Origin of the sequence: Bradyrhizobium murdochi, assembly GCF_000472965.1 — a bacterium.
GTDB classification, from domain to species: domain Bacteria; phylum Pseudomonadota; class Alphaproteobacteria; order Rhizobiales; family Xanthobacteraceae; genus Bradyrhizobium; species Bradyrhizobium murdochi.
In genome coordinates, this window is the sequence record NZ_AXAU01000018.1 from 87585 (window position 1) to 103134 (window position 15550).

The 15550-nt window shown below is 61.4% G+C and carries 13 protein-coding genes and 2 tRNA genes; 9 read left to right on the forward strand and 6 right to left on the reverse strand.

Annotation, left to right across the window (positions count from 1 at the left end):
• The first annotated feature begins 78 nt into the window (after positions 1–78).
• Positions 79–885: a lytic murein transglycosylase gene (locus tag YUO_RS0127900; RefSeq protein WP_028350226.1), complete on the forward strand. Its 807-nt coding sequence runs from the start codon at positions 79–81 to the stop codon at positions 883–885.
• 178 nt (positions 886–1063) lie between these two features.
• Here the strand turns inward: YUO_RS0127900 and YUO_RS0127905 are convergent, their stop codons facing one another.
• Complete coding sequence (locus YUO_RS0127905) at positions 1064–1909, reverse strand: SDR family NAD(P)-dependent oxidoreductase (protein WP_028350227.1); 846 nt, start codon at positions 1907–1909, stop codon at positions 1064–1066.
• A 153-nt stretch (positions 1910–2062) separates the two neighbouring features.
• On the opposite strand from YUO_RS0127905, the gene YUO_RS0127910 reads away from it, so the two are divergent.
• The 4 genes from YUO_RS0127910 to YUO_RS0127930 all read left to right on the forward strand — a co-directional run bounded on the left by YUO_RS0127910 (position 2063) and on the right by YUO_RS0127930 (position 5649).
• Entirely contained in the window at positions 2063–2464 is a 402-nt protein-coding gene (locus YUO_RS0127910) for a response regulator (RefSeq protein WP_028350228.1), read from the forward strand.
• A gap of 50 nt (positions 2465–2514) precedes the next feature.
• Complete coding sequence (locus YUO_RS0127915; RefSeq protein WP_028350229.1) at positions 2515–3132, forward strand: LysE family translocator; 618 nt, start codon at positions 2515–2517, stop codon at positions 3130–3132.
• A gap of 634 nt (positions 3133–3766) precedes the next feature.
• A complete protein-coding gene (locus tag YUO_RS0127925; RefSeq protein WP_028350230.1) occupies positions 3767–4990 on the forward strand; it encodes a GGDEF domain-containing protein in 1224 nt (407 codons plus the stop codon).
• Positions 4991–5025: 35 nt separating this feature from the next.
• The gene (locus YUO_RS0127930) at positions 5026–5649 is read left to right on the forward strand and encodes a peptidoglycan recognition protein family protein (protein ID WP_028350231.1); all 624 of its coding nucleotides are present in this window, start codon (positions 5026–5028) and stop codon (positions 5647–5649) included.
• 211 nt (positions 5650–5860) lie between these two features.
• Here the strand turns inward: YUO_RS0127930 and rpoH are convergent, their stop codons facing one another.
• Complete coding sequence (gene rpoH / locus YUO_RS0127935; protein WP_028350232.1) at positions 5861–6757, reverse strand: RNA polymerase sigma factor RpoH; 897 nt, start codon at positions 6755–6757, stop codon at positions 5861–5863.
• Positions 6758–6972: 215 nt separating this feature from the next.
• Positions 6973–7986, reverse strand: coding sequence for an RluA family pseudouridine synthase (locus YUO_RS0127940; RefSeq protein WP_028350233.1), 1014 nt, complete (start codon positions 7984–7986; stop codon positions 6973–6975).
• A 70-nt stretch (positions 7987–8056) separates the two neighbouring features.
• Between YUO_RS0127940 and YUO_RS0127945 the strand changes: the two genes are divergently transcribed.
• The 4 genes from YUO_RS0127945 (at position 8057) to YUO_RS0127960 (ending at position 9870) form a co-directional block, all read left to right on the forward strand.
• Positions 8057–8395 carry a hypothetical protein gene (locus YUO_RS0127945; protein WP_028350234.1) on the forward strand — a complete coding sequence of 113 codons (339 nt, stop codon included), beginning with the start codon at positions 8057–8059 and terminating at the stop codon, positions 8393–8395.
• Between the two features lie 126 nt (positions 8396–8521).
• A tRNA-Glu gene (locus tag YUO_RS0127950) sits at positions 8522–8596 on the forward strand.
• A 231-nt stretch (positions 8597–8827) separates the two neighbouring features.
• Positions 8828–8927: transfer RNA gene (locus YUO_RS46540), tRNA-Leu, on the forward strand.
• A gap of 277 nt (positions 8928–9204) precedes the next feature.
• On the forward strand, positions 9205–9870 hold the full coding sequence (locus YUO_RS0127960; protein WP_156908796.1) for a hypothetical protein: 666 nt from the start codon (positions 9205–9207) through the stop codon (positions 9868–9870).
• 70 nt (positions 9871–9940) lie between these two features.
• On the opposite strand, the gene YUO_RS43975 is transcribed toward YUO_RS0127960, so the two are convergent.
• From YUO_RS43975 to YUO_RS0127975, 3 genes are read right to left on the reverse strand one after another with little or no spacing between them, the layout of a single operon-like run.
• Positions 9941–10675: a hypothetical protein gene (locus YUO_RS43975; RefSeq protein ID WP_051379679.1), complete on the reverse strand. Its 735-nt coding sequence runs from the start codon at positions 10673–10675 to the stop codon at positions 9941–9943.
• Positions 10672–12726, reverse strand: coding sequence for a BREX-3 system phosphatase PglZ (pglZ, locus tag YUO_RS0127970; protein ID WP_028350236.1), 2055 nt, complete (start codon positions 12724–12726; stop codon positions 10672–10674). Before pglZ ends, YUO_RS43975 begins: the two co-directional genes overlap by 4 nt.
• A complete protein-coding gene (locus tag YUO_RS0127975; RefSeq protein ID WP_028350237.1) occupies positions 12723–15542 on the reverse strand; it encodes a DEAD/DEAH box helicase in 2820 nt (939 codons plus the stop codon). The genes pglZ and YUO_RS0127975 overlap by 4 nt, the downstream gene beginning before the upstream one ends.
• Positions 15543–15550 lie beyond the last annotated feature (8 nt).

A 15550-nucleotide genomic window follows, 5' to 3' on the forward strand; every position in this document is an offset into this window, starting at 1 on the left:
GGGCGTGCGCGGGGACGACGAGTTTCGCTCGCCGTTTTCCCATGGCATAACGGACGCGGGAATGAACAAGGGATTCGCATGCGCATTTTTCGTTGGGCCATTTTTCTCGGCGCCGTCATCTTCTCCACCCCCACTTACGCCGCCCGCTGTGGCGGCGATTTCAACACCTTCGTTTCCGCGATGGCGGCGGAGGCGCAGGCGGCCGGCGTGTCGCAAGCGGTGATCGGCCAGGCGTTTGCCGGCATCACGCAGGATCCGGCGGTGCTCGCTTTCGACCGCCGCCAGCGCGGCACCTTCAACAAGACGTTCGAGCAATATGTCTCGACCCGCGTCGGCCCCGGACGCATCAACATCGGGCGGCAGATGCTGCTGAGGCACGCGTCACTGCTGGCGCGCATCGAGCAGAAGTTCGGTGTGCCGCCGCAGATCATCGTCGCGATCTGGGGGCTGGAGAGCGATTACGGCAAGGGCGACATCGGCAAGATGCCGGTGATCCGCACGCTGATGACCATGGCCCATGATTGCCGCCGCACCGAACTGTTTCAGGGCGAGCTCTTGTCCGCGCTGAAGATCGTGCAGCGCGGCGATCTCCCGCTACGCGACCTGATCGGCGCCTTCGCCGGCGAGATCGGCCAGACGCAATTTTTGCCGTCGTCCTACATCAAATACGGCGTCGATTTCGACGGCAACGGCCATGTCGACCTGCGCCACAGCGTGCCCGACGTGCTCGCCTCCACCGCGAACCTGCTGCACGTGTCGGGCTTCAAGGCCGGCGCGCCCTACGGCGAAGGCACTGCGAATTTCGAAGCCATGCGGGAGTGGAACAGGGCGACGATCTACCGCAAGACGATTGGGTATTTTGCGGACCGGCTGGTGGCGCGTTGATTCCGCTTGTCGTCACCCGCCAACGGGTCGCGCGAATGCGCGCCCGATGACAGGCTCCGGCGGGTGACCCAGTATTCCAGAGACGATAGTGATAGAGCCGATAAGCCGCGGCGTACTGGATCCCCGCCTTCGCGGGGATGACAGCTTTGAGCGTCGACAGTGTCACTCACAAATGAAATCACTTCGCCGCCTGCGCGCCCATCTTCTCGATCCGCTTCGCCAGCACCGCCCAATAGGTCGCCGGGCGAAACCTCTGCAAGAGGTCCATGAACTTCGCGTCGTTGCCGATCAGAATGCGCGGCTGGTTTTTCTCGATGCCGAGAATGATGCGTTGCGCCGCGGCCGGCGGCGTGGTCCTGGCGATCGCGTCGAAACGCTCGATCGATTCGGCGCGGCGCGCATTGTCGGCGATGCCGTTGCCGGTGCGGGAGTTGCGCACGATGTTGGTCAGGACGCCGCCGGGATGCACCACCGAGAGCCTCACCGGGCTGTTCGCCATCGCGAGCTCGTGTCGCAGGCTTTCCGAAAATCCGCGCACCGCGAACTTGGCGGCGCAATAGGCGGTCTGGCCGGGCGGGGCGACGATGCCGAAGATCGAGGAGAGGTTGACGATGTGCGCCTCGGGCTGCGTCGACAGATGCGGCAGGAACGCGCGCGTGCCGTGCACCACACCCCAGAAATTGATGTTGATCAGCCATTCCATCTGCGCCTGATCGACCTCGTTGAAGGCGCCGAGCAGGGCGACGCCGGCATTGTTGATGACGATGTTCAGCTCCGGATGCGCGGCGATGGCCGCGTCGGCAAACTCCTGGATTTGGGCGGGCTCGCCGACGTCGACGCGGTGGATCGTTACCCTGCGCTTGTTCGCTTTTCCGATCTCGGCGGCCACCTGCTGAAGCCCGGCCTCGTCGCGGTCGGCGAGCGCGAGATCGCAGCCGCGCGCGGCCAGTTCCAGCGCCAGCGCGCGGCCGATGCCGCTGGCGGCGCCGGTCACGGCGGCCGCGCGTCCAGATATCGCAGTCATGTCGGATCGGACTCCTTGCAGGTCGAGGTTAGGTAGGTTCCTGCAAACTTTCGCAAATTGGAACCGAACCATAAAGCGGTTTCCGCGCTTAGTGTCGAATACCCGACAGAGGGGCGGCATCACCAGCCGACGCGATTCTGAGAGGAGGTTCATATGGGACAATCCAAACCCCATCGCGCAACGGCCCTCATTGTCGAAGACGACCCGATGCAGCGGAACATGATCTGCCTGCTGCTGGAGGAGAGTGAGGTCGATGTGATCGAATGCGAGAGCGCCGAGGCCGCTGAGCTGGTGCTGGAGCGCGCTGCCGGCAGTCTGGTCTTGATGATGACCGACGTGCAGCTTGCCGGCAACATGGATGGTGTCGAACTCGCGCATATCGCACGGAAGTACAATCCCGAAATGGGCGTGATCGTCACCTCGGGCAAGCCGCTGCATCAGGAATTGCCCGACGGTGTGCAGTTCTGGGCCAAGCCCTGGGCGCCGCTCGACGTGATCCGCGAGGCGGAGCGCATGGTCTATGCACGAGAGCACGGCGGCGAACCGCGCCCGTGAGCGCCGCCGCCCTGCTTTCGCGCCCGATGCTGCCGTGTTAATGGCAGGGCATGACCCTGTCGTTCCTGTTGACCTCGCTGATCGTGGTCGCGTCCCCCGGCACCGGCGTGCTGTACACGCTGGCGGTGGCGCTGACACTGGGCGCACGGCCCGGTATCGCGGCCGCCTTCGGCTGCACCCTCGGCATCGTGCCGCATATGCTGGCCGCCATGCTCGGGCTCGCCGCCGTGCTGCACACCAGTGCTCTGGCTTTTGCCGCGCTGAAATGGTGCGGCGTGGCGTATCTGCTTTACATGGCCTGGCAGGCGCTGCGCGAGACGGGCGCGCTTGCGATCGACACGCGTCCGGCCGCGAAGGCGCGCTCCAGCCGGCGCGTTATCGTGACCGCCGTCCTGGTCAACATCCTCAATCCAAAGCTCTCGATCTTCTTCCTGGCCTTCCTGCCGCAATTCGTCGCGCTCGACGAGCCGCATCCGCTGGCGCGGATGCTGGAATTGAGCGCAGCGTTCATGGCGATGACGTTTGCGGTGTTCGCGCTCTACGGCCTGTTCGCGGCCGCGATGCGCGACCGCGTCATCACCCGGCCGAAGGTGATGGCATGGCTGCGCCGCAGCTTTGCGGCGGGATTTGCCGCGCTCGGGGCGAAGCTGGCGCTTGCGGAGCGGTAGATCTTTTCGCGCGGCCGTCATTGAAGCGCAGCAAGCGATCCATATCGAGTTCGTAGCCGCAAATAAAAAGGCGGACCCGCGGCCCGCCATTCTCCAAAACTAACCCGGAGTTGGGAGCCCGGGCGGAGCTGAGCACTCCACCCGGGCCGAAATTCACTTCTTCTTCGACTTCTTGGCCTTCTTGGCCTTCGCCTTTTTCGCCTTCTTCGCTTTCTTAGCCATAGTATCCTCTCAAGGTTTTCATGGATTGAAACGCGACACCGAGGCATGCTTGGCGGAGGGCCAGCCTCGCAACATCCTCGCACACGATCCCAGCAGATTCGCAGGCCGCTGCCGCGTGCTGTCATGGCGGTGTCATCACGTTATCCACAGTTGTTATGCATTTTGATACGATTTTTCGCCGAAACGAGCATCGCCGCTGCCGCTCGCATGCGCGCGCATCATGCTTAACGATGTCCGAACGCGCGCGATCTTCATCAATTCAAAACCACGGTTTGGATTGGCCGGCGGCCATCAGGGTCCGTTAAGCGGCGCAGATGCATTTGTCCCGTAAGACGACGGGGATTGTCGTGGGAGAAGGCAGAACCGACTAGACAACAGGGGAGACGGGACGCGTGCGCGTCCTGAGTTCGCGATGCTGAGCGTTCCGACGCTGTGGACGGTGTTCGTCATCAATTTTCTCGCGCTGGGCCTGATCTGGGCCTACGTCATGCGCTGTTATCCGTCGTTCGAGGCCGCGCGGTTCTGGACCGGCTCGGCGTTCACGGCGGCGGCGGGCGCTGCGATGGCGACGCTGCGCGTAGTCTTCCCGGATTCTCTCGTGCCGTTGCTATTCGCCGGCACCACGCTGGTACTGGCGATCTGCCTTGCCACGATGGGAATTCAGAGATTCTTCACCCGGCCGGTTTCGTGGCTTCGTACCGCCTTGACCACCGGCTTTGCCTTTGTCGGTCTGTCCTTTTTCATCTTCGTCTACGACAGCGTGCCAGCGCGGATGACCGTCTTTACGATCGCCCAAGTCCTGCCCATGGCGATGGGCCTGAAGCTGTTGCTGACCCCGCACGAAGGGCGCATCAATCCGGGCGCCCGGCTGGCCGGCGTCGTCACCATTATCATCATGACCATTCTCGCGGTTCGGTTGACCGGCGCGGTCACCGGCATGGGGCCCGGCTTCTCCTACATGCATTTCACCCCGGCGCAGTCGGTCGTCATCCTGGTGCTGGTGTTCCTGTCGATGTCGCTGAATTTCGGCTTCCTGCTGATGGCGATGGACCGGCTGCGCAACGAGGTCGCGGATCTGGCGCTGCTCGACGACCTTACCGGCGTCGGCAATCGCCGTTACCTTGTGCAGCGGCTCACGGAAGAATGTGCGCGCTCCGAGCGCAGCGGCCAGCCCTTCGCGCTGTTGGTGATCGATCTCGACGGCTTCAAGGGCATCAACGATACCTACGGTCACGCCGTGGGCGACGCCTGCCTGCAGCATTTCACCCTGATGGCGCAAACCCGGCTGCGGCCCGGCGACATGCTGGCACGCACCGGCGGCGACGAATTCTGCATCGTGTTGCCGTCCTCGACGCTGCGCGAGGGCGCGATGATCGCGCGCCGCGTGCTGGAGGTCTGCCGCGCGGATGCCGAACAATGCACCGGCAACGACATTCCGATCGCCGTCTCGATCGGCGTCGCACAATGGACCCGCGAGATGGGCGGCTTCCCGGATCGCCTGATCGCCGCCGCTGACCATGCGTTGTACGACGTCAAGAAGGCCGGCCGGAACGGCTTTGCTGTCTACGATCCGGCGCCGCCGCTGGTGCCCGAGGCCGAAACGGCCGCGGACGTGGCCCTCCGCAAGCGGGCCTGAGGCGTGCTACCAAGGTTCGTCACTGGACCTCGGTCATGAATTTTCGCCTCGTCGCGGCGGCACTATTCGCTCTCTCACTTCCTGCTTGCGCCTCCGCGCAATCGCCCGACCTCGCCGCAATCGCGCGCTCGTCGGGCATGCCAGATATTCCCGGCTTGAAGATGGTCTGGCTGGCGCCATGGGGCGATCCCGCAAAGACCCATCCCTGGCGCAACATCATCGTGCATCAGACCGAGGGGCCGGCCGGCTCCGCGCGCGGCGGCGCGCTGGCGCAATCGAAGAACCCGACGCGGCGCGGCGTGATGGTCTGGGTCGAAACCGACGGCACGGTGTACTGGGCGGTCGGCGAACATCTCGTTCCGACGCATGGCGACGGCGCCAACCGCAACGACAACAAATACATCGACAACGGTCCGACCTATCGCCAGGTGGTCGGCAGCAATTCGGTTGGCGTCGAATTCGCCGGCAATTATCCTGATGTGACGCGGGGCCCGACGGATGCGCAAGTAGCGGCGTGGCGAATCCTGGTGAAGGTGCTGCGCGTGCGTTACGGCATTCCCCTCGATCGCGTCTATGCGCACAACTGGATCGACTTCAAAGACGCCCGCTATTGCGAAGGCTGCGCGTTGGCCAAGATGGCGCGGGAGTGGGGCGAGTAGACCACTGCTGTCATCTCCGCGAAGGCGGACGATCCAATATCCCAGAGACCGCGGTTATTGCGCCGTGTCTCACGACCGCCGCGAAGTACTGGGTCCCCCGCTTTCGCGGAGGACGACGGCCGAGTTAGTGGAAACAGAGTGCCAAAACAAAAAGCCGGCGTTGCCGCCGGCTTTCGTTACTTGATACCTCTGCCGCATACCTCTGCCGCGATCAGTGCGCGGCTTCGAGTTCGGCTTCCTGCCGGGCAATCGTGCCCTTGACGGCCGACTGCACCTTTTCGAAAGCGCGGACCTCGATCTGCCGCACGCGTTCGCGCGAGACGCCGAATTCGGCCGCGAGGTCTTCCAGTGTCATCGGCTCTTCCGCCAGGCGCCGCGCCTCGAAGATGCGGCGTTCGCGCGGGTTGAGCACGCCGATGGCGCCGTTCAACGCCTGACGGCGATGATCGAACTCCTCGTGCTCGGCCATCACGGCTTCCTGGTTGGGCGAGTTGTCGACCAGCCAGTCCTGCCATTCGCCGGCTTCGCCGTCGTCGCGGATCGGCGCGTTGAGCGACGCGTCGCCGCCGAGACGGCGGTTCATGTCGATCACGTCCTGATCCGTCACGCCGAGACGCTTGGCGATCAGCTTTACCTGATCGGGGTGGAGATCGCCCTCGTCCAGCGCGGAGATCTTGCTCTTCGCCTTGCGCAGGTTGAAGAACAGCTTCTTCTGGTTCGCGGTGGTTCCCATTTTCACGAGCGACCATGAACGCAGAATGTACTCTTGAATCGAGGCCTTGATCCACCACATGGCGTAGGTGGCGAGACGAAAACCCTTCTCGGGCTCGAACCGCTTGACCGCCTGCATCAGGCCGACATTGCCCTCTGAAACGACTTCAGAGATCGGCAAGCCGTAGCCGCGATAGCCCATGGCGATCTTGGCCACGAGCCGGAGATGGCTGGTGACAAGGTGATGTGCCGCGTCGCGATCGTCATGCTCGCGCCAGCGTTTGGCGAGCATGTATTCCTGCTGGGGCTCCAGCATCGGGAATTTGCGGATCTCGGCGAGGTATCTAGAAAGACCCGATTCTCCATTGAGAACCGGCAGCGTAGCTGTACGGGCCATTTGAGCGCCCTCCAGTGGTTCAGGCCCCCGATAGCGGCGGGCCCGGCAGGTGACCGCTGTGTTAAAGCCAATCACGCTGCGATGTTCCGCGTTGGATATTCAACGCACATGCAACATAGCAAAAATCGAACAAATAGGGAAGGAATGCTGACGTCACGTCCCCGTGTGGCAGCCATAACCTATTGGTATAGCTTAATTTTCCTGAAAGGCCTGCGTCATAGGGCCGCTTCCAGGGCGCTTTGCAGAAGGATGAGATCCTCCGGCAGAGGCGCCTCCCAATGCAAAAGTTCTCCCGTTCGGGGGTGTTCCAGGGCAAGCAGATATGCGTGCAAGGCCTGCCGGCCGAGGGCGGCTAGCGCCGCCTGGCCCTCGGGGCCGAGGTGGCGGGCCTTGGTCTTGAAGTGCGGGCCATAGACGGCATCGCCCATCAGGGGGTGGCCGACATGGGCGAGGTGCACCCGGATCTGATGGGTCCGTCCGGTCTCGAGCTGGCAAGCGAGGAGGGAAGCGACCGGCTTGCCGTCGCGCCCCTGATAGGCCGCCTGCAATTCCCAATGAGTGACGGCCTCGCGTCCGCCCGGGCGCACCGCCATCTTCTCGCGGGCGTACGGATGCCGGTCGATCGGGGCGGTGACCGTGCCGCGCTGTCGGTTGGGTACGCCCCAGATGAAAGCCATATAGCCGCGCTGCATCGGACCGGTGCGGCCGTGATCGGCGAATTGCACGGTCAGCGATTGATGGGCGTGGTCGTTCTTGGCGACCACCATCAGGCCCGTCGTGTCCTTGTCGAGCCGGTGCACGATGCCCGGCCGCCGTACGCCGCCGATGCCGGAAAGGCTGGCGCCGCAATGGGCGATCAGCGCGTTCACCAGCGTGCCGCTCTCGTGGCCGGCGGCGGGATGCACGACAAGACCTTTCGGTTTGTCGATGACGATGATGTCGTCGTCCTCATAGACGATATCGAGCGCGATATCTTCGCCCAGAGGCTCAGGCGGAGCGGCTTCGGGCACGTCGATTGTGATCGTATCGCCGGCCGCGACATGATAAGCGGGGTCGCGGATGGGGGCGCCCTTGGCGGTGACGGAACCGGCCAGGATCAGCGCTTTCAGCCGCGAGCGTGACAGTTCCGGGCGGAGCACCGCGAGCACGCGGTCGAGGCGGGGCGACCCCTCGTCGCCGCCGACGGTGACCTCCAGCCTTTGACCGCCGTTCGATGATCTCTGTTCCATCATGTTTGACGCATGATCCTCTCGGAAAACCGGTTTCCACTTTTCCGGATCATGCTCTAAAGAGCCTTGCATGACCGATACCGTTGCGCCCGAACCGACCCCCGAACAGGCCGCGCTGATCGCGCGTGTCAGGCGGATGATGCTGATCGCGGGCCTGACCTCGGCGCTTGCGGTGGCCGTGGTCCTGATCGCCGTCGGGTACCGTCTTTACCGCGGCGAGGGAAGCCCCACCCCTGGCGCGGCGGATATCACGGAAACCCTGCCCAAGGGCGCCCGCATCGTCTCGACCGCGGTCGCCGGCGAGCGGCTGGTGCTGACGCTGGATATAAGCGGGGTGACCGAAATCCGCACTTTTGATGCCAAGACGCTGAAACCGGCCGGAAAGCTCAAATTCGTTAGCGAACCCTAAGGCAGGCCGGATCGGGTGTGCACCGGGTCGGCCCGAGGACCCGAAGCAACAGGGTTAACCACCGGTGCGAAGGCTTCAGACTTGCCTTGCCGACCGCACATTTCAAGGCTATTCCCTGAAGCACACGCTCCCTTCGTCTAGCGGTTAGGACGCGGCCCTCTCAAGGCTGAAACAGGGGTTCGATTCCCCTAGGGAGCGCCATAAAATCAATGGCTTAGATGATGATCGACGTGGCCGTCGAATATCCGTAAAATAAACATCGCTGTACGTCACCGAATTTCGCGCTGGTTCAACATAACTCGCCAGCCCCCGTGATGCCGACCTTCGACTACAACGCCCTGACCGCCCCAAATGCTCGCGACTTCTTATTCAAGCATGCATCGGCAGAGATGACTGAGTGACTTAAGGCCCACGCTTTGAAGCGTGGGTGCGTGCGGGAAGCCGTCCCACCGTGAGTTCGAATCCCTCTCTGGCGCTCATTGCAAGGCTCATAACCTGAAGGTCGCAAGTTCAAATCTTGCCCCCGCAACCAAACAAGTGTATGATATTTCAGTATAAAATCAAAGGGCCGCTCGGTAAGGGCGGCCCTTTGTGTGCAGGAGTCGCCACTGAGTCGCCACGCGCCAACATGCCGGTCTCGCTAGGGACGACGTTCCCTACTATCTGAGCCGCGTCCAGCCTAGTACCGCAAGCTCGAATTCCGCTCGCTCCGGCCGATTGCTTAGATCTATAATTGAAGATCCTCGTAAATCCTGTGCTTAGGCCTCATGGTCCTCAAATTAGCCAGAAGACCGCGAGTTCTGATCGGAGTGCCGACCTATTCAGGCGATGTGCGCCATGAATGCGCTCTGTCTCTGATCGAAGTGTCGGAACAATTAAGCAAAGCCGATGTCGACCACCTAATCGAATTCGTGCCTGGCATGCTCATAACTGCCGCACGGAACAAGCTTGCCACCAAGGTGCTCCGGGAAGGTTTTACGCACCTCCTTTTTGTGGATGCGGATATCGGATTCCACGCCCAACTTGTCTTAGACATGATTGCAGCCGAACGCGATTTCGTCGCGTGTACCTATCTCAAGAGAGAGTTGCCGGAAGCGCCGCGGGCTCCTCACGAGTCAGTGTCGAAATGGCTCGAGGGAGCGGGCAAATACGCTGTAGTCCCGCATTCCAATACCCGAAACGAAGACATCACAGAAGTTAGCCGTGTTGGTTTGGGCCTAGCGTTGATTCGCAATGGTGTCTTCGAAATCATGCAGCCAAAATGTAAGCAGTACGACCTTGATGGCGTTCAGATCGAGTTTTTCCGGCTCGGTGTCGTTGGAAATGAGTTCCGGACAGAGGACTACGACTTTTGCGAAAGATGGAGGAAACTTGGAGGCGGCGTGTTCGTGTTGACGCAGGCTGACACAACACATACTGGGCCGATTACTCTGCGGGGGTGCTATTCGGCCGCGCTGGACCCCGATCCCAGTTGATCGCCTTTTACCGGCGCATGAAGGCTCACTTTCAGCAGGGGGTCGTGTTTACATTCGGTTCCACAATATTTCAGGCCAACTCGACGAAGTCGCTTTGATCGCCTTGACGCTGGAGTCGGAGGCCTTGGTGCTTTCTGAGCGTTGATGCGTTCAGCTGCAGCTTGAACGGAAAGAGGGCTGGGTTGTTAGCTAACTGAGATAGCAACATGCCGCGCCCCTGGCTCAACAAGACACTATGGATCAAAAGTTCGGCGATCTCCTCGGACGTCTGAATCGGGGTACGAGAAGTGACGAGCGATCCCTTCTCCGATCCCGCATGTAGCACCCCCCATTGAGTCATGGACTTGAGGACATGTTGGATCGTGCGCTCCAACGTAGAGCGATCACCCCACGATTCCGTCATTCGGCGCTTGATCTGCGTTCTGTTAGCTTGACCATGCAATGCCAGGAGCTTTCCAACGTGCGTGGCGACATCGAAGAAGAACGGATGCGTAGCAATGACCATAGCCCAGTGAATGGCCACACGGTTCTCACCACCTGCCGACGTCAGGCGCTTAAGAGCAGTGGTGCGTAACGGCCCGACCTGATCGCCTACAGTTAGCCAGATGCGGGTCAAAACCGTTAGAGTCTTTCCGCGTCCACTGCTGTTGGTGTTGCCCGGAACGAGATCTTCGAGAAATTCCCATAGGACCTTACGAATTTCCGGCACATCCTCGCCCCTTGAGAGTCGCGCGGCGGCAATATCAAGCCATTCAAGATGTATCGTTCGATCGAAACCGATCTTAGTCTTTTTTCTAACACTCATACCGATTTAGCCACCGTCACAAAGGGCACTATGGCTTCCTCGATGCAGATCCCGCCGTGGGCCACCGTTCTTCTTCCGTCAGCAATAAAGGCGCGTAGCGGTGGGGCGATCAAAACATGATAGTCCTCAGGTAATCCGATGCTCGGCCACTCCAGAGCACTGGGATAAGTCACCGACGTGTTGGATCGCAGCAGCACGTCCCGGAACACGTGGACCCTCTCGCCGCGCTCGTCGGCAGTTGCGCCAACGTTGGGCTTTCCGATCCCGATGCCTTCAACGTTTCCGTGATCGGCAGTTAGGATTACTTCAAAATCACGATCGAGCAAAGCGTCCAGGAGACGCCAGAGGGCACCTCTCTTGGCCCAATGACGGACCCCCGCGTGCATGCCATCGGTGCCGGTGACGATGCCGTGCAGCATCTGATCGATTGTCCCGACTACGATGCCTGCGATCCTGCAGCGCGGCTCGTCGAGCTTCCCGCTAACCCTGGCGATGAAGGCATAGTCGTCTTCCAACGTTCCCTGACAGGCATAGACGGCGTCGCCTTTCCGGAGACCGCGATCTTCCCAGAAACGAGACCAGTGCTGCTCTTCCTTGCCCGTCGTGTAGAGGCTTTGCCCAAAAAAGAACGGAGGATCGCCCGCAAAGATCGACTGGCGCGACACTGACGTAAGCGTCGGCACCCAAGCGAAGACGCCGAAGTCCTCGGTCACCCATTTCCCATGCGGCATTTCCTGACGGACAACGGCCCACTGGTCCATGGCCAGACCGTCGATGATAACAACGGCCAGCTTCGTCGTGCTTCCCTTCGCGGTAAGCCGGTGCGCCATGTACTTTGGAATCTGATGAACCATGACCGGCCGCGGCAGGTAAGAGAGGCTGTGCAGAGAGGCGTAGTGCGTGACCATCCACGCGTAAAAGCTCTGCTCAATCAGTTGGTGCGCGGCGTTGAAGCGATCCTTGTCCTCGGACGCCACATCTCCGTGCAGGGACCAACGCAACGCAACAATCTCGGCCCACCGGACTGCAGCCTGCACCCAGTCATGGTGATCGCTGCTCAGCAATGGACTGTTGGAGTGCGATAGATCAAGGAGCCTTCGGAAGCGCGATGTGTGGTCGGCGGACTCGGATCCCGCCACACCGACAGCCATCCACGTTCCGTCGACAAGCGATCGGGAAACTCTGTTCGTCGGGATTAGCAAACCGTCCGTGAAGAGATTGTCGACGTAGACCCGCACATCGTCGTGGTCGAAGGGGAGATGCTTTGGACCTGAGAACTTTAGATCGTAGGGTTCGGGCTCCTCGCGCAGTCCACCTTCTTGCCAGTCCAACCGACGCTGCAAGAAGATGGGCCATCTCTCTTGCAAGAACTCTAGATAGCTCGCGCGGCTAGGTAAAATCTGATCGAGCGGCCAATCGTGCCATCGCCCGGTGGACCGCAGCAGGTGGATCAACCGCTCGTCCAACGACTTCGGAACTATCTTGCCGCTGTAGTGGCGCCGCAGAAGGGCGCGGAGCAGGTCTGCATCGCTTTGAATTTGCGCAGGATCGAGTCGAAACACGTTTCTCAGAAGAAAATCCCGTGTCGCGTTCTCGCCCATAGCCTCTGGCTTGAAAAGCTGCTGGGCGGTAGACACGGCATCGAGCTCATTCCGATCGAGCTCGGAAAGGACATGAGGTGCCAGTGAAGGGAACAGCTCCGCGAGACTGAACGAAAGCAACCGTCGGTCACGTTCCGCCTGCTGAAGCAGGTCAAAAGGAAGTCCACTGATGTCCGAACGCGCCGCTCGCAAAACGACGACAAGGTTCGTCTCGTTGCCGTTGTCCCAAATCTCCCGGAAACGTCGCTCATAGGCGTATCGAAATGCGACATGGTCCTCGAATGGCACGATCTCGAATCCGCGCTGGCGGATACCGTCAACAATACCCTGCTCAGTCAGTAGCTCGTCGGGGTCCGCCACGACGGTCAAACGCGCGACACTGGCGATGTCGTGGCTGAACTGCGCCAGAATAGGCTCGCGCCATGTGCCGCTAGGCGACGAGGTGCTCATGAATTGCCACCCATCGGCGCCACGCGAGCGATGAGGACTGCCGCGAGATCAGGGAGCGCAGCTTCCCGCGTCGTGAGTTCTCGGTTCCATGCCTGATTATCCTCCTCCAAGGTCCGAAGGCGGTGAGCCCGGACCTGAGGTAGCCCGAGCCGCTCGATTGCACGGCGACGCGATGCGAATGCGTGCGCGGCCTTCTTACGCTCACGCATGATGCTCGTTTGATGAGCAGCGGCGAGCTCCTCAAAGACTGAGGCACCCTGCGCTTCTGCAGCCTTGCGGCTGGAATCAAACGCATCCACCGCGGCGGAACCTGAGATCTCCTCACCCGCTTGGCTCAAGCTGTCCGGCAGGTCAATCAACCGTTCCCAGATGGTGCGCGCCGTCGGGCCAAACACGCGGCCGTCCTCTGCCAGGAACAGTGCGAGGAAGCGCTGCTCCCGCCCACCAGGCGTATGCAGGCTGATCCGCCACAATGACCAGAAGCCGCTTGTCTTGTTGGAAACGTCGGGGACCAGGATACTGGGTATCGGTTGGCCGGGTGCGAAAATGGGTAGACTATTCGTGAGTCCGCGTACCCGCTCGTCTTCAAGTGAAATAAGCGTGGCACCTGGCTGATCCGCGGCGTCACGGCTGAATACAGCCGCAGGGAATGTATCTCCATTGGGCCAGCGAAGATCGTGGCCGATGACGGCCGGCTTGACGAACGCGCCGGTCGACTCCTGACTGCGCAGATAGGCTAGAGTCATGCGCTCGGTCCAATATGGCATCTGATGGTTTGCGATCTTCTGAGCCGTCGAAGGGTCCAACCGCTCCGTTGCGCTAAGCAGTGTTGAACTGGCTCGGGCTTCCTCCGCGCGACGGCGTATCTCATCAGCAAGGGCGGATGCACGGCGCTCGGCCTCCTCGGGCGCGATGATTGCCTGAGCGAAAAGCTCCTCGAATGGGACGCCGCCCTCTTCGGAGTCGAGCACGTCTGCGAGTTTGTCGACACCAAACTCTTCGAGAATTCTCGCCAGCTTTTCTTCCAACACGTCCCGCACGCGAAGCTCGACGGTGCCTTCGAGCGCAAAATTCATCGCCCGCACGATATGCTTCTGTCCAATACGATCGACGCGGCCTATCCGCTGCTCGATCTTCATCGGATTCCACGGGAGATCATAGTTCACGATAACATGGCAGAATTGCAGGTTTAGACCTTCGCCGCCAGCATCGGTGGAGATGAGGATCTGCGCGTCGGTCGCGAAGCGGCGTTGCGCCTGCCGCCGGTCCTCCAAGTCCATCGCGCCGTTGAGAGATACGACGGTAAAACCGCGGCGCTCAAGGAAATTGGCAAGCATAACCTGGGTCGGAACGAACTCCGTGAAGATCAGCACCTTCAGGATTGGGTCATTTTCCTCGCGCTGCTGCTGCTGAATGCGCTCGAGCAGCGCCTCAGCCTTGACGTCGGGTCTACTGGCTTCACAGCGTCGCGCAGCCGACAAAAGAAGCTCCACCTCTCTACGCTCGTCCTTGATCCCCTTCAGCCGCGTCTTCAGGATAGTGTCGAGCTGTTGCTGTCCATCCAGCGCGGACCAGTCCTCTCCCACGTCCTCGGGGAACAGCGAAAGCTGGCCCTGAGGCAGATCGAGCACGGCCAGTCTTCGTTCCAGGGAGGTGCGGATTGCCGCGGTGCTTGACGTGATCAGCCGCTGCATGAGGATCATCAGGAAGCCGACGGCGGTTTGCTTTTCCTTCATCGCGCGGTTGTAGCCGTCGCGAACGTACTCCGTCACAGCATCATAGAGCGCCCGTTGCTCCGCGTGCGCCGCCCCCCATTCGATTGGTACCAGCTGCGTGAAGCGCGGCTTGAAAAGCGGGTTCCCTTCGGCGTCGATCGCGCGGCGTTTCTCAGTACGGATGACGAAGGGGGCTACCGCTTCGCGCGAAATCGCGTCGTCGCCGGGTAGAGCGTCCGCGTCGAGAAACCCGATCAGCCTGCGAAAGGCGTCCGACTTCCCCTGATGCGGCGTCGCCGACAGTAGCAGCAGGTATGGCGCCGCCTGCGAAAGGGCATCACCCAGCTTGAAGCGGGCGACCTGCTCGGTACTGCCGCCAATGCGATGGGCCTCATCGATGATGATCAGGTCCCACCCGGCTGAGACCAGGTCTTCGAACCGTTCACGATTGTAGCGGGCTAGCTGCTCCTGGCTCCAGCCACGGCGGGAGTCGATCGGCTTCACCGAGTCGAGCGGACAGATGACCTGTTGGTGCAAGCGCCACAGGTTTTCGTCTTCGTCGATGGCGCCCGCCTGACGGAGCGCGCTCAGGCTGCTGGGAAGAATGAGCCGGAAGTCCTCGTTGAAGTGGCTCTTCATTTCCGATTGCCACTGCAAGACCAATCCAGCAGGGGCGACGACAAGAATTCTCCGCACAAGCCCACGGATCTTCAGCTCCCGCAGGATCAGACCTGCCTCGATCGTCTTGCCGAGCCCAACCTCATCGGCGAGCAAATAGCGAATGCGATCCCCGGAGATGGCGCGCTGAAGAGCGCGGAGCTGGTGGGGCAGCGGGATGACCGTACCTTCCAGCGGAGCGACCAATGCGTGCCGCTCCAGAGAATCGGCGATGCGAGCGGCGGCGCTAACATAGGAAAGGCGATCGAGAAGATGAGATTCACTTGACTGCAGAGGATCGAGACGATTCTGCAGCACCCGGACGGCAGTCCCCCGTCGCGGCAGCCAGACCAGGCATGTTGCTTGCCCCCAAAGAGTGTCTGTATCGACGACTCGGCAGGGTTCATCATGGTCAATGCTGTGCCACCACTCGCCCGCCTGCATACGTCGCC